The organism is Ethanoligenens harbinense YUAN-3, assembly GCF_000178115.2.
Taxonomy (GTDB): domain Bacteria; phylum Bacillota; class Clostridia; order Oscillospirales; family Ethanoligenentaceae; genus Ethanoligenens; species Ethanoligenens harbinense.
This window is the reverse complement of record NC_014828.1, coordinates 2,691,174-2,710,132: the sequence shown is the minus strand read 5'-3', so window position 1 is coordinate 2,710,132 and position 18,959 is coordinate 2,691,174. Positions and strand designations below refer to the sequence as shown.

19 protein-coding genes are annotated in these 18,959 nt (G+C 60.1%); 11 read left to right on the top strand and 8 right to left on the bottom strand.

Annotated elements, in window-relative coordinates; all coding sequences use genetic code 11:
• Positions 1 to 45 precede the first annotated feature (45 nt).
• The gene (locus tag ETHHA_RS12735; protein WP_013486364.1) at positions 46 to 1,485 is read right to left on the bottom strand and encodes a sensor histidine kinase; all 1,440 of its coding nucleotides are present in this window, start codon (positions 1,483 to 1,485) and stop codon (positions 46 to 48) included.
• A gap of 36 nt (positions 1,486 to 1,521) precedes the next feature.
• Positions 1,522 to 2,202, bottom strand: a complete 681-nt coding sequence (locus tag ETHHA_RS12730; RefSeq protein WP_013486363.1) for a response regulator transcription factor — start codon at positions 2,200 to 2,202, stop codon at positions 1,522 to 1,524.
• A gap of 216 nt (positions 2,203 to 2,418) precedes the next feature.
• Here ETHHA_RS12730 and ETHHA_RS12725 point away from each other — a divergent pair, with 216 nt between their 5' ends.
• Positions 2,419 to 3,474, top strand: a complete 1,056-nt coding sequence (locus tag ETHHA_RS12725; RefSeq protein WP_013486362.1) for a glycosyltransferase family 2 protein — start codon at positions 2,419 to 2,421, stop codon at positions 3,472 to 3,474.
• Between the two features lie 118 nt (positions 3,475 to 3,592).
• Positions 3,593 to 4,807: a peptidase T gene (gene pepT, locus ETHHA_RS12720; protein WP_013486361.1), complete on the top strand. Its 1,215-nt coding sequence runs from the start codon at positions 3,593 to 3,595 to the stop codon at positions 4,805 to 4,807.
• A 34-nt stretch (positions 4,808 to 4,841) separates the two neighbouring features.
• Here pepT and ETHHA_RS12715 read toward each other — a convergent pair whose 3' ends face one another.
• On the bottom strand, positions 4,842 to 6,095 hold the full coding sequence (locus ETHHA_RS12715; protein ID WP_013486360.1) for a GDSL-type esterase/lipase family protein: 1,254 nt from the start codon (positions 6,093 to 6,095) through the stop codon (positions 4,842 to 4,844).
• Positions 6,096 to 6,462: 367 nt separating this feature from the next.
• Between ETHHA_RS12715 and ETHHA_RS12710 the strand changes: the two genes are divergently transcribed.
• The 7 genes from ETHHA_RS12710 to ETHHA_RS12680 are packed head-to-tail and all read left to right on the top strand — an operon-like array spanning position 6,463 to position 12,542.
• Complete coding sequence (locus ETHHA_RS12710) at positions 6,463 to 7,446, top strand: glycosyltransferase family 2 protein (RefSeq protein WP_013486359.1); 984 nt, start codon at positions 6,463 to 6,465, stop codon at positions 7,444 to 7,446.
• A gap of 4 nt (positions 7,447 to 7,450) precedes the next feature.
• A complete protein-coding gene (locus ETHHA_RS12705; protein WP_013486358.1) occupies positions 7,451 to 8,608 on the top strand; it encodes an ATP-grasp domain-containing protein in 1,158 nt (385 codons plus the stop codon).
• On the top strand, positions 8,605 to 8,985 hold the full coding sequence (locus ETHHA_RS12700; RefSeq protein ID WP_013486357.1) for an EamA family transporter: 381 nt from the start codon (positions 8,605 to 8,607) through the stop codon (positions 8,983 to 8,985). Before ETHHA_RS12705 ends, ETHHA_RS12700 begins: the two co-directional genes overlap by 4 nt.
• Positions 8,982 to 9,317, top strand: a complete 336-nt coding sequence (locus ETHHA_RS12695; protein ID WP_013486356.1) for an EamA family transporter — start codon at positions 8,982 to 8,984, stop codon at positions 9,315 to 9,317. Before ETHHA_RS12700 ends, ETHHA_RS12695 begins: the two co-directional genes overlap by 4 nt.
• A gap of 38 nt (positions 9,318 to 9,355) precedes the next feature.
• Positions 9,356 to 10,534: a dTDP-4-amino-4,6-dideoxygalactose transaminase gene (rffA, locus tag ETHHA_RS12690; protein WP_013486355.1), complete on the top strand. Its 1,179-nt coding sequence runs from the start codon at positions 9,356 to 9,358 to the stop codon at positions 10,532 to 10,534.
• 5 nt (positions 10,535 to 10,539) lie between these two features.
• On the top strand, positions 10,540 to 11,838 hold the full coding sequence (locus ETHHA_RS12685) for a glycosyltransferase family 39 protein (RefSeq protein ID WP_242822127.1): 1,299 nt from the start codon (positions 10,540 to 10,542) through the stop codon (positions 11,836 to 11,838).
• A 38-nt stretch (positions 11,839 to 11,876) separates the two neighbouring features.
• Entirely contained in the window at positions 11,877 to 12,542 is a 666-nt protein-coding gene (locus ETHHA_RS12680; protein WP_013486353.1) for a hypothetical protein, read from the top strand.
• A 221-nt stretch (positions 12,543 to 12,763) separates the two neighbouring features.
• Here ETHHA_RS12680 and rpsR read toward each other — a convergent pair whose 3' ends face one another.
• From rpsR to ETHHA_RS12655, 5 genes are all read right to left on the bottom strand, one after another.
• Positions 12,764 to 13,018, bottom strand: a complete 255-nt coding sequence (rpsR, locus tag ETHHA_RS12675) for a 30S ribosomal protein S18 (protein WP_013486352.1) — start codon at positions 13,016 to 13,018, stop codon at positions 12,764 to 12,766.
• 45 nt (positions 13,019 to 13,063) lie between these two features.
• Positions 13,064 to 13,507 (bottom strand): single-stranded DNA-binding protein, encoded by a 444-nt coding sequence (locus ETHHA_RS12670; RefSeq protein ID WP_013486351.1) that lies wholly within the window; start codon positions 13,505 to 13,507, stop codon positions 13,064 to 13,066.
• Between the two features lie 15 nt (positions 13,508 to 13,522).
• The gene (rpsF, locus tag ETHHA_RS12665) at positions 13,523 to 13,810 is read right to left on the bottom strand and encodes a 30S ribosomal protein S6 (RefSeq protein ID WP_013486350.1); all 288 of its coding nucleotides are present in this window, start codon (positions 13,808 to 13,810) and stop codon (positions 13,523 to 13,525) included.
• A 200-nt stretch (positions 13,811 to 14,010) separates the two neighbouring features.
• Complete coding sequence (locus ETHHA_RS12660) at positions 14,011 to 14,814, bottom strand: putative bifunctional diguanylate cyclase/phosphodiesterase (RefSeq protein ID WP_159033379.1); 804 nt, start codon at positions 14,812 to 14,814, stop codon at positions 14,011 to 14,013.
• A gap of 13 nt (positions 14,815 to 14,827) precedes the next feature.
• Positions 14,828 to 16,390, bottom strand: coding sequence for an FAD-dependent oxidoreductase (locus ETHHA_RS12655; RefSeq protein WP_013486348.1), 1,563 nt, complete (start codon positions 16,388 to 16,390; stop codon positions 14,828 to 14,830).
• A gap of 155 nt (positions 16,391 to 16,545) precedes the next feature.
• On the opposite strand from ETHHA_RS12655, the gene ETHHA_RS12650 reads away from it, so the two are divergent.
• Entirely contained in the window at positions 16,546 to 17,763 is a 1,218-nt protein-coding gene (locus tag ETHHA_RS12650) for a beta propeller repeat protein (protein ID WP_013486347.1), read from the top strand.
• A gap of 365 nt (positions 17,764 to 18,128) precedes the next feature.
• The gene (locus ETHHA_RS12640) at positions 18,129 to 18,905 is read left to right on the top strand and encodes a tRNA threonylcarbamoyladenosine dehydratase (RefSeq protein WP_013486346.1); all 777 of its coding nucleotides are present in this window, start codon (positions 18,129 to 18,131) and stop codon (positions 18,903 to 18,905) included.
• The last annotated feature ends 54 nt before the right edge of the window (positions 18,906 to 18,959 follow it).

The following is an 18,959-nucleotide window of genomic DNA, read 5'->3' as shown; positions in this document are numbered from 1 at the left end:
ATGTGTATTGTACCACACGCAGAAAGGGAAGGCAACCACGGCGGCTTACAGCACGAACCAGAAGGTACTGCCTTTTCCCACAATGCTTTCCACCCCAAATCGGGCATGGTGTGCTGCCAGAATGGCCTTGACGATGGAAAGCCCCAGCCCGGTGCCCACCACCCGGTGGCGGGTGGTCTCCTTGGCCATATAATAGCGCTCCCAGATGTGCGCGCATTTTTCGGGCGGAATGCCTTTGCCGGTGTCCGTCACCGAGAAGCAGACACCGTCGTTTTGCCGCGCCACCCGCAGAGAGACGGTTTTGTCCGCGCCGGTGTAGTTGACCGCGTTGCCCACCAGGTTGTAGATGACCTGCTCGATTTTGCGTTCGTCCGCAGTGACGGCGGTGTCGCCCGCGCAGTCCAATGAAAAGCGGTATCCGTTGCGTTCCGCCAGCACTGCAAAGCGTGTGAGGATGACGCGGGCTTTTTCCCCGAGGTCGAATGTCACGGGTTTGAGGGATTCCGTGCCGGCCTGTATCTTAGAGAGGTCGAGCATATCTTTGATGAGCAGGCTGAGCCGATCCGCCTCATCAATGATGAGCTGCGCGTGCGCGGTGCGTTTTTCCGTCTGACCGCCCGATACGTCGCGGATCAGTTCGGCATACATTTTTACCATAGTCAGCGGCGTACGCAGGTCGTGGGAAATGTTGGCGATGAGGTCGCGCCGCAGCTGCTCGGTCTTGGAAAGCTCGCCGGTCATATAGTTCATCGCGGCCGCGAGCCGATTGATCTCGGTGTAGCTGCCCGACTCGAACTGCACGTCGAAATCGCCGCCGGCCAGTTTTTCGGCCGCCTGGGTCATGCGCACGATGGGCCGGGCCAGCTTGGACGCGATGAGCAGCGAGATACCCAGCGAAAGCAGCAGCGAGAGCACCGTGATGATGATGAGCTGCGTCTGCAAAACAGCGGAGGTGGAGTCCACCGGCGCAATCTGCGCGTTGATGTACAGGTAGCGCTTGCCGCTTCCGCTTTTGAGCACGGCGCCGTAGGTCAGTGTCTGCCCGCCGACGTGGTGGCTGCTGTCGTCGGAGATGTACGTTACCCAGCCGCTCGTGCTCTGGGAAAGGCGATAGGTGAGGGTGGCGAACGCGAGGGGGTCTGGCGGCCCCATGTGGAGATTGTCCCCCGTGCCGTTTTGCTGCCAGTCGGTCTGCGGCTGGCCGCTTTCATCCAGCACCTGCACCATCAACCCGTTATTGAACGAATATTTGAACACCGTGTCGGCAAACGAACTGGTGCCGTAGGCGGCCGCGATGTCGTTGCCGATCTTCTGCACCTCCAGAGTCTTCATGCTCTGGTAATAGGTGCGCAGGAAGACGATCTGGAGCAGCCAGAGCAGCACCATGATGATGGCGGCGAATGCCACAAAATACCGCCAAATCTTAAACTGCAGCCCTTTTGGATCAATGTGCCGGCGCGCGCGCGCCCGTCTGCTCTTTTTCATCCGGTTTCCCTTCGTGGTGCAACCCGCTCTTGTGTCTCAATGCACTTCAAATTTGTAGCCCACGCCGCGCAGCGTGACGATGGCGTCCTTGTATTTGCCCAGGCTGCTGCGCAGCATCTTGATATGAGTGTCTACCGTACGGTCATCGCCGTAAAAGTCGTAGCCCCACACATCCTGCAACAGTTGCGCACGGGAGAGCGCGAGGTTGCGGTTCTGTACCAGATAAAAAAGCAGGTCGGTCTCTTTGGGGGTCAGCTCGGCCTTTTGGCCGTCTACCATCACGCTGCGGCCGGCCAGGTCCACCACCAGCCCGTCGTGGCGGAAGGTCTGCATCGGGCCTCCGTTTTGCAGGTGCTGCCGGTTGCGGCTGATGATGACACGGAGGCGTGCCATCACCTCTTTTGGCGAGAAGGGTTTGACGACATAATCGTCCACCCCCACCTCGAACCCGAACAGCTTGTCGTATTCTTCACCGCGTGCGGAGAGCATCAGCACGGGGATGTCTTTGGTCTTGCGAATCTCCTTGCACGCCGAAAAGCCGTCGAGCTTCGGCATCATCACATCCATGATGATGGCGTCGAAATCCTGTTCCCGGCAGATGGTCACCGCCTCCATGCCGTCGCCGGCTTCGGTCACCTCGTGCCCCTCGAATTCGGCATATTCGCGCAGACCCGCGCGTATGTTTGTTTCATCGTCCACGATCAGGATTTTGGACATCTCCGCGCCTCCTGTTTCTGTTGTTTCCTGTGCTTATTATACCGCACCTGTGTGACAGGGTGGTGAAAAACTGAAAAAATCATGTCTTTTCGCCTTTCGCGCAGTGTTCAGACGCTCTTCACGATTTTGTCACATAACAACGGTATACTGCAGACAGAAACACCAAAGATCGCACGGCGAGCGATTCCGCGTTGAGCGGGAAAGGGGTTGCCTGATATGGCCGATATCATCTATTTTGTGATTCCGTGCTACAATGAAGAAGAGGCTTTGCCGATCACGGCGCAGATCCTCTACCGAAAAATGCGGGCGCTGCAGTCCGCCGGACGCGCCGCGTCTCAGAGCCGCGTGCTGTTTGTGGACGACGGCTCTAAAGACCGGACATGGGAAAAGATCGAGGAACTGGTGAAGACGGACGCACTGTTCGCGGGCGTGAAGCTCTCGCACAACCGCGGGCATCAGAATGCGCTTTTGGCCGGGCTGATGACTGCCCGTGAAAGCGCGGATGTGGTCGTTTCGATGGACGCCGACCTGCAGGACGACATCGACGTGGTGGATCGCTTTCTGGAAGAGTATGAGGGCGGCTGCGACATCGTCTACGGCGTGCGTTCCAGCCGCGAAAAGGATACGTTTTTCAAACGCACCACGGCGGAGGGTTTTTACAAATTCATGCGCGCCATGGGCGTGGAGATGGTCTTCAACCACGCGGATTACCGCCTGATGAGCAAGCGTGCGCTGGACGCGCTGGCGGACTATCGGGAGGTCAACCTGTTTCTGCGTGGCATCGTGCCGCTTATCGGCTTCAAAAGCACCTGCGTGCCCTACGAGCGCAAAGAGCGTGTGGCGGGCGAATCCAAGTATCCGCTGGGCAAGATGCTGGCGTTTGCGTTCGACGGCATCACGTCCTTTTCGGTCAAGCCCATCCGCCTGCTCGCGTGGCTGGGGCTCGGCATCCTGCTTGCCAGCATCGTCGCGTTTCTCTATGTGCTGGCCGCGCATGTTTCGGGCTGGGCCGTGCCGGGGTGGAGCAGCGTGGTCTGCTCCATTTGGTTCCTGGGCGGGTTGCAGTTGCTGGCGCTGGGCATCGTGGGTGAATACATCGGCAAAATCTATGCCGAAACCAAACACCGCCCACGTTTTCACATTGAAGAATACCTGCGCGCGCAGGCCGGCCGGGTGGAGATCGGTCAGGGCGGTGTGGCGGGAAAGTCCGACGGGGTGGAGGGTGAAACCGATGCCCATTCGCCGCCGTATCCGTTCCGCGTAGAGAAATGAACGGCAAGGGGAGGACGGGCAAACGCGGCCCGTCCTTTTTTTGCAGAACTGCCGTTGTGGATGGGCGGCGCGGGGGGTATAATAGGCGTATCAAGTGGCTGAAAAGGAGAAAATTGCCTTGAGAGCATATGAACGTCTGCTGCGGTATGTCGCATACCCCACCACGTCGGACGAGGCGGCGCCCGCCTCCGTCTGCCCCAGCACCGAGGGGCAGCGGGTGCTGGCAAACGCGCTGGCGGATGAACTGTGCGGCTTGGGGCTGGAAAACGCACGCGTGGATGTATATGGCTATGTGTACGGCACCTTGCCCGCCAACTGTGCGGAAGAGCGGCCCGTGCTGGGGCTCATTGCCCATATGGACACCAGCGACGCGGCCAGCGACGAGGGTGTGAAGCCGCGCATCGTGCGCGCGTATGACGGCGGCGACATCGTATTGAACGAAGAAAAAGGCGTGGTGCTGCGCGCGGCTGCGTTCGAGAGCTTGAGGGACCATGTGGGGGAAGACCTCATCGTGACTGACGGCACCACCTTGCTCGGTGCGGACGACAAGGCGGGTATTGCCGAAATCCTCACCACGGTGGAAACGCTGCGGGAGAGCGGCGCAAGGCACGGCACCATCCAGATCGCGTTCACGCCGGACGAGGAGATCGGGCGCGGAGCCGACCGGTTCGATGTGAAAGGCTTCGGCGCCGATTATGCCTATACCGTGGACGGTGGCGCCATCGGTGAAATCGAATATGAGAATTTCAACGCGGCCTCGGCGGATGTGACGGTACACGGCGTCAATATCCACCCGGGCAGCGCCAAGAACAAAATGAAAAACGCCCTGCGCATCGGCATGGCGTTTGACGCGCTGCTGCCTCCCCACGAGCTGCCGGAATGCACCGAGGGGTATGAAGGGTTCCACCACCTCACGCGGATGTCCGGTACAGAGGAGCGTGCGGAACTGCACTATATCGTTCGCGACCATGACCGGGAAACATTTGAACGCAAAAAGGCCGGTTTCAAACAAGCGGCGGCCTTCCTCAACGAGCGGTACGGCGGCGGGACGGTCGAAGTCGCGCTGCGGGACAGCTATTACAATATGAAAGAGAAGGTCGAGCCGTTCCTGTTCCTCATTGAAAACGCCAAACAGGCGATGCGGGAAGCGGGCGTGGAGCCGATGGTCGTGCCCATCCGCGGCGGTACCGACGGCGCGCGTCTCTCGTTCATGGGGCTGCCGTGCCCCAACCTGCCCACCGGCGGCCACCATTTCCACGGCCGGTTTGAATACATTTCCATCCAGTCCATGGATCGGATGGTGGATGTGCTGGTGCGGCTGCTGCGGGTTTAACCGGTCCGGATATATCGCCCAAAACCCCCGTTTTTCAAACGGGGGTTTTTTCTCTGTCTGCCGGGAGGTCGTGCGGCCGGCGCTTTTTACGCCGCGGGAGCAGCAGGATGAGCAACACGGCCGCCAGCACGGCCAGCCCGATGCCGGCGGGCACAGCCCATTGTTTCCACTCGGCCTGTGTAACCAGCGCCTGGGTCACGCGGATGGTCCGGATCGTTTCCGCGGACAGTTTCCCGTTGGCCGTGGTGAGCGTGGCTTTGATCTTCACGGTGCCGGGTTTGTACACATATAAGGTGCCGGTGGAGACGTCGATGGCGGCACCGGTGGCGCCGGGGTCTTCCATTGTGTAGGCGGTCTGAGCGGATGCGTTCGCCGTGGTGAAGCAGGAGAGGAGCGGCTGCGCGGAGAACTGTGCGTGGCTGCTTTTGCCGTCGGCGGGGATGACGATGCGCGACGGTCCGCTCAGAGCCAGCGCGTCCTGCGTAAAATCAAGAGCCACGGCCTGATGCGCCTGAAAGAGCAGGCGGTGCCCCGCCGCGTTTGGATGCGGGTCGAAATCGAGCTTGGCGAGGTCGGCGTTGGTCAGCTTGTCCGTTTTGTGCTGCATGAACAGGCCGTATGCATCTGCCACGGCGTATTGCCCGGACTTCGCGTGCCCGGTGATGACCGCGTTGATCTGTTTGATGTAGCCGTCGGCATAGCCGCCCAGGTCGAAGTGCGCGATGACCGGCACGCTGATGACCATGCCCTCATAGGGGTCGATCAGTGTGGTGGCGATGATCTGCGCGTGGGGGGCCAGTTTTTTGATCTGCGCGATGATTTTGTCCCAGTTCTGCCCGAAGTGCGTCACGGCGTTCTGGAATTTCTGCTGCATCGCGTTGCCGTTGATGGCCTGCACGGCGGCGACCAGCGAGGTGGGCGACGTTGGCTGGAGGGCGGAAAAGATGGGCAGCAGGTCGTTTCCACCGATGGAAATGGTGATGATATCGGATTTTTTCACCTGGTCAACCGTGGCCTGGTCGGAGTTGAGCAGCTTGAGCAGGCCGGCGCTGTCCAGCCCGACGCGCGCCAGGTTGGTCGTCTGGGCGGACAGATAGGACCCGAACAGGCCGACATAGCCGTTGTTGCTTTGGTTGAGCTTATACCCGCTGGCAATGGAATCACCCAGAGCGGTGTAGACAGGCGAGCGGATTTCCGCCGTTTTCGCTTCGGCCGGCAGGGCTGCGAAAACAATCAGCAAAACAGCCAGAAAACAGGCGAACAGTTGTTTGTGGGTTTTTGTTTGCATACACATTCCCCGCGGTTTGCATCAGAATTTGGAACGGAAAGGGGCATTGTCTTCTCATTAAGCATAACGCAAAGCAAAACAGATGACAATGGAAGCGATTTACAAAAGCCGTTTGTCAAAATATTAAGCGATTCGTACTGTTTTGACGTGTTTTGAACATAGGAAAGACGGTTTAATCGGGTGAAAAGGTAACAAACGCTACATTTTTACACAAATTTTACATCAATCTGTCAAATATTGAATTGACAGGTATTCGCGAGGTCGATATACTGAATGTTGAGCTGTTCATATTTTTGAAACATTTTGTTCATATTTGTTTCTCCGCCCGCTCGCGCCGGTGCATACAGAAACAGGAAAAGGGGCAAGCATGGAAAAGCTATCGTTTTTGGTGCCGGTCTACAATTCCAAAGACACCATTGCGTCGGTGGTCCGGCGCATCGCGGCGGCCGTACAGGCATTGGAAACGCCGCTGGATTTTGAGATCGTGCTGGTAGATGACGGCAGCCGGGACGGCGTGTATACCGTCTGCCGGCAGCTTGCGGTGGAGCTGCCGTATGTGCGGTCGTTCCGGCTGGCGCGCAATTTCGGGCAGGCCAACGCGCTGATGGCCGGGCTCAACCAGATTACCGGCGACTATGTGGTCTGCCTGGACGACGATTTGCAGACCCCGCCGGAGGAGTTCCCGAAGCTTTACCATACCATGCAGAGCGGCGGTTTCGACGTGGTTTACGGTTATTACGAGCAGAAAAAGCACAGCGCTTTCCGCAATTTCGGCACGGCGCTGAACGAACAGATGCAGACGTTTATTCTGAACAAACCGTGCAATATCCATACCTCCAGCTATTTTATTGCCAGGCGGTATGTGGTGGATGTGGTCAAACGCTACGACAAGCCGTTCCCCTATCTGCCCGGCTTGTTCCTGCTGGTGACCGGCAGCGTGGCCAGCATCCCCATCCGGCACGCCGCCCGGCACGCCGGTCGCTCCGGCTACGGGCTGGTGAAACTGGTGCAGCTCTGGATGAACGGGTTCACCAATTTTTCGGTCAGGCCGTTGCGTATCGCGTCGTTTGCGGGGGCGGTCATCGCGCTGTGCGCGTTTGTGATGACGGCGGTGCTGTTCATTCTCAAGCTCTCCGGGCAGGATATCCAGGTGGGCTGGACCTCCACCATCGTCATCATGCTGTTCATCGGCGGCGTGCAGCTGCTGTCGGTGGGCATTTTGGGCGAGTACATCGGTCGGATCTATCTGAGTGTGAACCAGACGCCGCAGTATGTCATCAAGCCCCAGCCGCCCACCGGTTCCGGTGCCGCCGAGCGGGTCTGCGCGCAGAAGAACACAGCGGGGGTCTGACGGGATGGGGCATACGGTTGCCATCATCGGCGCAAACGATTTCCAGAATCAAGCCATCCTGCTGGCCAAATCGCTTGGATACACCACGCATGTGTTTGCGTGGGCCGATGGCGCGGTGGGAAAAGATACGGCTAATCATTTCTACCCGGTAAGCATCACCGAAAAGGAGCGCATCCTGGAGATCTGCCGCCCGCTTCGGCTGGACGGCGTGTTTTCCATCGGCTCCGACCTGGCTGTGCCCACCGTGAGCTATCTGGCCGCCCGGCTTGGCCTGCCGGGTAACAGCGAGGCCTGCGCGGCGGTTTCCACCAACAAGTTCCGTATGCGGCGGCGGTTTCGGGAGCGGGGCATTCCCACGCCTCGCTTTTGGGAGGTGGCATCCCCGGCGGAGAGCGATGCAGTGGATGCGCCGTTCCCGCTCATCGTCAAGCCGACCGACCGTTCGGGCAGCCGCGGTGTGACGCGTGTGGAAGACCGGGCAACCCTGCGGGAAGCGGTCGCGCGGTGCGTTGGCTGTTCCTTTGAGAAAAAGGCCATCGTGGAAGAGTACATTGAGGGCGACGAATACAGTGCCGAGAGCATCTCCTTCCGGGGACGGCACCGGCTGCTGGCAGTGACGCAGAAATTTACCACCGGCGCGCCCCACTTCATAGAGACCGGGCATGTCCAGCCCGCGCCGGTGCCACCCGGCGCGGTGCGGGATGCGGTGTTTGCCGCGCTGGACGCGCTGGAAATCACCTGCGGCGCTTCGCACGCGGAGTTCAAGGTCACGTCGGCCGGTGAGGTGCGGCTCATTGAGGTGGGTGCGCGGATGGGCGGCGACTGCATCGGCTCCGACTTGGTGCGGCTCTCCACCGGGCATGATTTCCTGCGGATGACGCTGGACGCCGCCTGTGGAAAGGCGCCGGACTTTACGCCCGTTTCGGTTCCACAGACGGCATTCGTGCGCTTCCTGTTCGGGCAGGCTGATCTGGATACCCTGCACGTCATGCAGGAAGAGGCTCCGGACGTGCTGCGGCGGGTGAGCGCCATCGAGCCGCCGGCCGGCCGGCCGGTGACTGACAGTTCCAACCGCCTTGGTTATTATCTTGGTGCGTGCGCGGATGAGCGGTTTGTGCGCCTGCGCTCCCTGCTGGGTTTTGCGCAGGCCGTGCCGCAATGAGCAGCCGGAAAGGAAAGCGGCTGCCCCGCAGGCGGTGGGTGCTTCTGCTGTTTTTGCAGGGCGTGGTGGCGGTCTACGCGGCGGCTTCGGCAGCGGCGAAGTTTGCGTCCGGCCACGCATTCGGTTCGTCGGGCTTTTTCCTGTATTACGGTGCCGAGCTGGTGCTGTTGGGCGCTTACGCGCTGCTGTGGCAGCAGGCTGTTAAGCGCATGAGCCTAACCACCGCCTATGCCAACCGGAGCGTGGCGGTTTTCTGGGGGCTTTTGATTTCGGCGGCGGTGTTCGGCGAACAAATTACTCTGCGCAACCTGCTGGGTGTGGGCGTGATCTTTGCGGGCGTGCTGCTGGTGAACACCGACCAAGAGGGACAGGCATGAACGGGTATATTGCACTGCTGGTGCTGTCGGTGGCGGTGGCGTCGGTTTCTCAGTTGCTGTTGAAGGCCGGGGCCGGCCGGTCGCACAGGGGCTTTCTGGCCGAATATTGTAATCCCTGGACGCTGGGCGCCTACGCCCTGCTGCTGTGTTCCACGCTGCTTACGGTCGCGGCGTTTAAAGGGCTGGCGTTCAAAAACGCGCCGGTGATCGAATCTTTGGGTTACCTGTTTGTGCTGGTCCTCAGCCGCCTGTTTTTTCGGGAAAAAATCACCCGCCGCAAGCTGGCGGGCAATCTGCTCATCGTGGCGGGCGTGCTGATTTTTTATCTCTGATCCCGCAGTGGTCGGAGGACAGTGTTTCGGAGGAAATCATGATCTCTTTCAATGTACCCCCGTTTGTCGGCAAAGAATTGGACTATATTGCCGAAGCGGTCAAAGTCAACCACAAGATCAGCGGCGACGGTTCATTCACCCGCAAATGCAGTGCCTGGATGCAGGAACGCTTCGGTGTGCGGCGTGCGCTGTTGGTCACTTCCGGCACGCACGCGCTGGAGATGGCCGCCATGCTTTGTGACATCCGGCCCGGGGACGAAGTCATCATGCCGTCCTATACGTTCGTCTCCACCGCCAATGCGTTTTTGCTGCGGGGGGCGGTGCCGGTGTTCGTCGATATCCGGCCGGATACGCTGAATATCGACGAGCGGCTGATTGAGGATGCCGTCACCGAAAAAACACGCGCTATCGTTGCGGTGCATTACGCGGGCGTGGCCTGCGAGATGGACACCATCTGCGCCATTGCCGCCCGCCATGGGCTGACGGTGGTGGAGGATGCGGCGCACGGGTTCCTTGCGCGGTACAAAGGGCGGTTCCTGGGCACCATTGGGCGGTTTGGCGCGTTCAGTTTCCACGAAACGAAGAATTACTCGATGGGGGAGGGCGGCGCGCTGCTGCTGGATGATGCGGAGCAGTCCGCCCGCGCCGAGATCATCCGGGAAAAAGGCACCGACCGCAGCCGCTTTTTTCGTGGGGAGATCGACAAATACACCTGGGTGGACATCGGTTCGAGCTATCTGCCCAGCGATCTCAATGCGGCCTATCTGTTCGCCCAGTTGGAGCAGGCGCACATGATCTTTCAGGACCGGCTGCGCGCTTGGGCGTTTTACCGTGCGGCGCTTGCCGATCTGGCGGAGGCCGGGTGCGTCGAGCTGCCGGTGGTGCCGCCGGAATGCGCGCACAACGCCCATATGTTTTACTTGAAATGCCGTGATCTGGAGGAGCGTAGCCATCTGCTCGCGTGGCTCAAGGAGCATGACGTGGACGCGGTGTTCCATTATATTCCGCTGCATTCCTCCACGGCCGGCCGGAAATACGGCCGCTTCCACGGAGAAGACCGTTACACCACCCGGGAAAGCGAACGCATCTGCCGCCTGCCGCTCTATTTCGGGATCAGCGCCGCGGATCAGATGGCGGTGGTGGACGCGGTCCATGCCTTTTATCAACACACCGCGGTTTGCAAAACGCGCAGCGCGGACCGGGAGGTTCTGGCTTGAACGCGATGCAGAAAAACGACCGCGTCTATCTTGCAGTTTTGCTGTCCGCCGTTTTTGTGCTGTATTTCTCATGGGCGCTCATCCTGCCGTTCGGTGCGGGGCCGGACGAGCCGCTGCGCTTTGATATCGTACACTTCATCCTGCGTTACCATGCGTTGCCGGTGGCCGGCGATCCGCGCCTTTCCTATGCTGCCGGGCAGACCTATGCCGCCATGCCGTTTTTTTCCTATATTCTCTCCGCGCTGCTGTGCATGTTTGCCAAAGGCGTGGGCATTTCCGCGGCGCCGTATCTGGTCTCGCGCATGGTTTCGGTCGGCGCGGGCGTCGCGGCGGTTTACTTCGTTCACCGTATTGCGGGCATGCTGTTCCGCGAGATGATCACCCGGCGGTTTGTTCCGCTGTTTTTCGCGTTTATCCCGCAGTTCGCGTTCATCTGCGCCTACACCAATCAGGATGCGTTTATGGTCATGCTCAGCGCGGCCACGATGTTTCTCTGGCTGAAAGGCTTGGAAGACAACTGGAGCATCCGAACGACGGCATGGCTGGGCGTGGTGCTGGGCGTGATGCTGCTGACCTATATCAACGGCTATCTGCTGATCGCGGCGTCGTTCGTCATCGTACTGCTGTCCTACCGGGGGAGGGGGACGCGTGCGTTCTACGGCAAACTGTTGCTCTGTGTGGGCATTATGGCGGCGGTGAGCGGCTGGTTTTTCATCCGCAGCGGCCTGCTGTACCACGGTGACCTGCTGGGCCTTTCCACCACCGACCGCATCGCGGAGCGGCTGGCGACGGGTAAAGATAAACCGTCGGTGCGGCTGGCGTCCACCATCCATCTGCGCGGATTTGCGGATATGCTGTTTGATACCGTCTGGCCGCTGGAAACGTTCCGCTCGTTCTGGGCCACGTTCGGTTCGATGAGCCTGTCGATCAACCCCGATTATTATCTTTGCATTTTCGGCCTGCATGTACTTGCGTTTGTCGGTCTTTCCGCGGCGTTCATGGAGAAGCTCCGGCAGGGGTGGCGCACGCTGTTTCACCGCCCGTTTGCTCTGATGTTGCCGCTGGTGGCGCTCGGGGCGTTTGCTTTGCATGCCCATTATTCGCTCACCAGTGATTTTCAGCCGCAGGGGCGGTATATGTACCCGGGGCTGGTGGCCATCGTGCTCCTGCTGGTTCTCGGGTTTGAAAAAGTGCTTGCCGGGCGGGTGAAGCGCTGGTTTTATCTGCTGGTGTCTTTGGGGTTTGTTTTGGTGCAGCTGTTCTGCGTCTATCAGCGCCTGTTTGGCTATTATTTCGTGCAGTGACCGCAGCCGTTTTTCGCGCGAGAGAGAGGAGAGGAAGAATGCATACAGCCCGTTTGTATCTGCCGGAGCGCCTTTCCCGGCTCTTGCCCCTGCTGTTGCCGCTGTTGCTGGCGGCAGCGGTGCTGTTTGCGCTCTACCATGAGCTGCCCCGTCAAAAAACACGGATCGAAACGCCATATGCCCTCAGCAAAATCACGGTGCCGAACCGGATCGGTGCCATCCGGCAGACGTTCATTGTGCGCGAAGACGCGTTCTGCGGCATCGCCGTCAAGATCACACCGGACAGTCCGCAGCCCGGTGCGGCGGTGCTGGTGCAGTTGCAGGATGATGCCGGCCGTGTCGTAACGCGGCAGACCGTCGCTCTGGCGTATGTGGACAAATCCCGGTTTGTCCGGGTCTCATTCACGCCGGTCGAGCATGCAAAGGGCAGGCGCTTTACGCTGGAACTCCGCCCGGCACAGGGGCAGTGGATGGACGGTGCGGTGTTTTACCGCCAGGAACGAGACGAAACCGGGTATCGCCTGTATCTCGACGGGACGCAGCAAAAAGGGGTGCTGGCATTCCGGACGGTCTACCGGTCTTCCCGTCTGGGTGCCATCTACAACGGGCGTTTCCCGGCTTCGTATGTCACGCTGGTGCTGTGCGTCATCGCGGTGTCGGTTGTTCTCTGCTGTCTGCTTTTCGGGCTGTTGTTGAAGTCTTGAGACTGCCCGCCTTTTCAAAACGTCTGGACCGGGTGAAACGATGAGCCCCGTTCCCGCTGGTTTTTATGCAAAGCGTGCAGGATCTCCCGTGTTTCGTTCAGCAGAGGCTTCATTTCCTCGTGTTCCTGCTGGACGTCTTTGAACAGTTGCTTCATTTTCCTTGCATATGCAGATACGCCCCCGAAACGATTCGTTTCGGGGGCGTATCATCAAAAACCGATTTAGTCGCTCACATACGGCAGCAGCGCCAGATGCCGGGCCCGCTTGATGGCGATGGTCAGCTCGCGCTGATGGTGCGCGCAGGTGCCCGTCACACGGCGGGGCAGGATTTTCGCCCGCTCGGAAAGATATTTACGCAGTTTGGCAATATCTTTGTAATCGATGGACTCGACTTTATCCACACAGAAAGAGCAGACCTTGCGGCGGCCTTTGCGTCCGCGGCGGTCTCCTCTGCCTTCTCTGTCTTCTCTGCTCATTGTACAGCCTCCTTTGTTGGTTGATCCGATTCATACAATCCGGCATTAGAACGGGAGATCGTCGTCTCCCGCAATTTCCACAAAATCACCGTTGTCGCCGCTTGCAATGGCGGGCGCGCCACCCTGCGTGCCCACGCTCTGGCCGCTGCCCGGATTGCCGTAGGAATCACGGCGCGGCTCGGCAAAATGCACGTTGCTCGCCACCACTTCAAACGCGCGACGCTTGTTGCCCTCCCGGTCGGTGTAGCTGCGGGTCTGGATAGACCCCTCCACCGCCACGAGCTGACCTTTGTGAAAATATTTGGACGCAAACTCCGCCGTGTTCCGCCAGCAGACAATATCGATGAAATCGGTCTGCCGTTCGGTGCCGGAGCGGGAATAGCTGCGGTCCACCGCGAGGGTGAAGGACGTGACGGCGATATCGTTGCTTGTGTGCCGAAGTTCAGGGTCGGCTGTCAGCCGACCATTGAGGGCCACCACATTCAACATAAAGAATCACGCTCCTTATTTGCGCACGATGAGTGAGCGCAGCACGCCGTCGCTAAGCTTGAGCTGACGATCCAATTCAGCCGGGAAAGTGTTGTCGGATGAAAAAAGAAACTGCACGTAAATGCCTTCGTTTTCATCTTCGATGGGATAGGCCAGACGGCGTCTGCCCCATTCATCGACCGTTTCAAGCGTGCCGTTTTCGGACACCAGCGTCTTGAATTTTTCAAGCAGCGCCGAGGTCGCTTCTTCACCCAGATTGGGTTTGAAGATGATCACGCTTTCGTACTTGCTGATGGTTGCCATGAAAAGCACCTCCTTTTGGACATAAGGCCGCATAGAGCGGCAAGGATGCGGCGCCGTCCCGCAGAAAAACAGGACGGACGACCCGACAAATAAATAGTTTATCATGGAAACGGAAAGCTGTCAAGGGGACGGTTCCGTCGGATAAACAGGATTCCACAATAAAAAGAGCGCGGAAAGAAGCACTCTTTCCGCGCCCTTGGTCAACCTGCGGTTTGCACGCATGGCTCCGGCCGGGTAAGCAGCATGCGCAGTTTTTTCCCCGCCAGCGGGCGGGAATAGAGGAAACCCTGCGCCAGATCGCATCCCTGCCGCCGCAGCAGATCGCGCTGCCCGGGCGTTTCCACACCCTCGGCCACCACACGCATCGAAAGGCCGTGCGCCAGCCGGATGATGTTTTCGACGATGATACGCGCTTTGGCCGTGCGGATCATCCCGGCCACGAAACTGCGGTCGATCTTCAGTGTGTGCACCGGCAGGCGCGCCAGATATTGCAACGAGGAATAGCCGGTCCCGAAATCGTCCAGCGCGAGCCGCACGCCCAGCGCGTTCAGCCGACGCAGGACGCCGGCTGCCGCCGGGAGATCCTCCGCCACGCTCTGTTCGGTGATCTCCAGTTCCAGCCGCCCGGGGTCCAGTCCCGTTTCGCGCAGTGCGGCAAGGACGATCTCCTCGGCGCGGGAGAACTGCCTGGGCGAAAGATTGACCGCCAGTCGAAACGGGCGGTTGTTGGCATTCCACCGGTGTGTCTGCCCACAGGCGGTGCGCAGCACCCATTCTCCGATGGGGTGGATCAGCCCGGTTGCTTCTGCGGTGGGGATAAACGCGGGCGGCAGTACCGGCGCGCCTGTGGGCGGCAGCCAGCGAAGCAGGACTTCCGCTCCGTCCAGCTGACCCGTTTGCAGGTCAACCTGCGGCTGATAGGCAAGCGTGAAGCGGTCGTTCTGCAGCGCGTCACGCAGCAGGGCTTCCACGTTCTCCGGGCAAACGCCTGCGCCGGTTGGCACCGGGGTGCCCCGCTTAGCCATGCGGACGCGTATCAGGGACGTCGGCCCTTTCCGGCAGCCCGTCCTGCCTGCGGAGAAAAACGTGCAGCCCTTTGGGCGGCGGTCCCTCCAGCCGCTCGCCCTCGGCGGTGAAGCGGCCGCCATGACAGGGGCAGTCCCAGCTTTTTTCGGTTTCGTTCCAGGTGAGGGTGCAGCCCAGATGGGTGCAGGTAATGTCCAGTACGGTCAGCCGGCCGTCTGGATGGCGGTAGGCCCCGGCCTTTTTCCCATTGAACAGCACCTCGCCGCCCTCTCCGGGCTTCAGATCTTCCGCTCGGCCCGGTTTTTTCAGCTTGGATCGCACCAGCGCGCCCACCTGTCCGGAAAGCTCGCCCGTCAGCGTGGCCGCACCGGCCAGATGCAGGCGCGCGGGGTCATACGGTGCGCCGCGCACGCTTTTCCCGGCGGTGATCCAGTCGGTGAGCAGGATGCCGGCAAGCGTGCCGCTCGAAAGCCCCCATTTGTTGAAGCCGGTCGCCACATAGATATTCGACTGCGGCGCGACCGGCCCAATGTAGGGGATGCCGTCCGGTGTCTGGTAATCCTGCGCCGACCAGCGCGCCAGCAGCGAGTAGGGGCCCGCCAGTTTTTGTGCATAATCCGTGAGGGCCTCGAAATGCCGCCCGCCGTCCCAGTCGTGTTCGTCCCGCCCGGTGGTATGTCCGTCGCCCATCACCAGCAGGATCTTTTTTCCGCCCTCGATCACGGTGCGGATGGAGCGAATCGGGCCGCCCGCGCTGATGTAGCTGCCGGCCGGCCAGATGTTTTCCGGTTCCACCGCCACGCCGTAGCTGCGGCGCGGATAAAGCCGTGTGAAATAGGTATCGAATTGTTCCCACAGCGGGTATTGCGTCGCCAGGATTAAGTGGCGCGCCGCAATGCGCATGCCGTTTTCGCACACCGCGCGCACCATTTTTCCCGAAGCCACATCCGTGATGCGCGTCTGCTCGCAAAGCTGTGCGCCCTGCTTGACGGCGGCATCCGCCAATGCCTGCAGGTAGCGCAGCGGGTGGATGACGGCCTGCCCGAACATCACGGTGGCGCAGATGCCCTGCGGGGGAAAGTCGGGCCGGAAGAGGAAGCGCGCGTCCAGCCCCGCCTTGCGCACGGCCTCAAACTCGTCCTCCACAGCCTGCCGTTCTTCTTCGCTGCGGGCGAAGAGGAAGGCGTCGCTTTCGGCAAAGCCGCAGTCCAGTTCGCAGCTCAGCGCAAATTGCTTCACAAAGTCCACCGCTTCGCGCTGTGTGCGCGCCACCTGCGAAGCCGTCGTTTTTCCAGGTAGCTTGCTCAGCCGCCCGTAAAAGACGTCATGCAGCGCGCTGACCTTTCCGGTGCTTTTCCCGGTGGTGCCGCAGCCCAGTGTGTCCGCCTCCGTCAGCAGCACGGAAGCGCCCGCCCGGGCCAGATGGTATGCGCAGCTCACACCGGTGATGCCGCCGCCGACGATCAGCACGTCGGCCTTGGCGTCGGCCTCCAGAGCAGGATACGCTGTGCGTCCGACCGTTTTTTCCCAATACGATTGCGTGTGGTTGTCCATTTTGCGCCCTCCCGCGTCTGTTTTTCCCGGCGGTTTCCTGATTTGTGTGATTAGTATGCGCAAAAATGGCAAAAATACTGATGTCAGAAAAAAGTGAAACACCCGCTTTGCTTAGGTGTTTGCGGCGGGTGAAGTGACGGAAGGATGTCGAAACCATGCGTGGAAAATACATTGCGCTGCTGGTCGCCGCCGTGCTGGCGGCGGCCGCAGCGGGGGTGGGCACGGCGTATGTCCGGCAGGCGGGCCGGCCGACCGCAAAAACCGTTCTGCCCACGCACGAGGATATGCAATCTTTTGTGCAGACGGCAAACGACTGGATCACCGAGCGGCAGAAAACAGCCGACCTGTCGCTGTATATGGCGGATACGCAGAACGGCTGGCGCAGCGACGGGCAGAACCTCTTCCACACGACGGACGGCGGGAAAAGCTGGGATGCCGCCGCGCCGTTTTATGACGGCGGCGCAGCGGATTTTCTGGATGCTACCCATGCCTTTGCGCTGGCCAAGGCTGTCCACGACGAGGAAGCGCTGACGGGCATCTCCGTCTATGCCACGGCGGACAGCGGGAAAAACTGGCGGCACCTCGCGCTTTCGGGTGCGCCGTATTTCAGTGCGGAGGGCATTACGCGCGGCGTGGACGGTTTCTCCATGGCCAGCAGCTCAAACGGCCTGCTTATCCTGGCGGGCGACCCTGCGGCGGGAAGCCATGAATCCGTTGTTTTTGCCACCAAAGACGGCGCGCGCAGCTTTACGAAGCAGGCGGACAGCCTGCGCATGCCGAACGGGCAGAACACTCTGGCGCTTGCCGATGCTTCGCATGCCTATCTGTTTATCAATGGTTCGGCGGCGCCGGTTTTCATGCTGGCCACGACCGACGGCGGCAAAACGTGGAAAGAACAGGACAGCGGCCTTTCCCCGCGCTTCACCGACGTGGTTCCCACGTATGTGCCGGTGCGCATGGCAGCCGACGCGCGCGTTGCCATGCTCAGTGTGCAGAACGGCACGCCGGCCGCCGGGGCAAAAGGAAAGACCGAGACGGCGGATGCCCGCATGCGTGACGTTTTTTACACCCTTTCGCCCGACGGCTCGGTGGCCGGCAAGCTGACCGAACTGCTCACCGACCTGCCGCTGGATGCCAAAAGCGTGAGCATGCCGGATGCGCAGACGATCTATGCGCTTTCGCGCGCGGGCGGGAAACCGGTGCTCTATCGTTTCCAGGCGCAGGGCGGCTGGAAGCGGGTGGAGAGCGCCACGCTGCCGGCCGATGCGCTGCAGCTCCAGTTTGTGAGCCTTTCCGATGGGTTTGTTTTGCAAAAAGACGCGGTTTTCGTTACTACGGACGGCGGGAAGACCTGGGTCAAACGCCCGCTCTGATTTTTCCACCGGATTTCGCAGAAAAGGTGAAATGTGTTCAAATCAAATAAATTTTATGCACAAAATTCGATATTTTGCGACCAATTACGTGACAAAGCTACAAAAAAAGGAAATTTTCCTTGTAAAATAAAACAGGCTCGGTATAATGAATATGCATTCTGCCTATATTTTTTTGCGGCTTTGCGGCGGCCGTTTGTGCGAATGCCCTGCTTATTTGGGTCCCGGCTTTTTACCGTATTGCCAAAATATTTTTTTTGCAACCGGCGTCCCCTCTTGTTTTTTCGGTGGATATTTATGCTATAATGATGTGAGGTGAACCAAACGTTATTGCACCGGTTTTCGCGCAAAAGCAAACAGGATACCATATGTTGAATGAATTTTCCAGGACGGAGATGCTGATCGGAAAGCCGGCGCTGGAGCGGCTGGCCGCGGCGCACGTGGCGGTTTTCGGCATCGGGGGCGTGGGGTCTTATGTCGTCGAAGCGCTGGCGCGTTCCGCCGTCGGATCGCTTACGCTGGTGGACGACGACCGCATCTGTCTGACCAATATCAACCGCCAGCTGCATGCGACGCACCAGACGGTGGGCCGGTATAAGGCGGATGTGATGGCCGCGCGCGCGCGGGACATCAATCCCCGCGCGCGGGTGGACGTGCGCAAGGTTTTTTATACCGAACAGACCGCCGCGGACGTGTTCGACACACGGTGGGATTACATCATCGACGCGGTGGATACGGTTTCCGCCAAGCTCGATCTGGTTACGCGCGCCATGGAAGCGGGCATTCCGGTCATCAGCTGCATGGGAGCCGCCAACAAGCTCGACCCCACCAAACTGGAGGTGGCGGACATTTACGAAACGTCTGTCTGCCCGCTCTGCAAGGTGATGCGGCACGAACTGCGCCGCCGCGGCGTGCCGCGTCTCAAGGTGGTTTATTCCCGCGAGATTCCCATCCGTCCGCGCGAAAACGAGGAAACCAGTTGCAAATACAACTGCGTTTGCCCCGAGGGCACCAAGCGGACCTGCACGGTCCGGCGGCAGATTCCAGGCAGCACGGCGTTTGTGCCGGCGGCGGCGGGGCTCATTCTGGCTGGCGAAGTGGTCCGGGACCTCTGTGGTATCCCGAGGCCCGCGACGGGCAACTGAGTTTTCCCGCCGCGCCAAAAAGCCCCCGGCTTCACAGCCGGGGGCAGGCAGGGT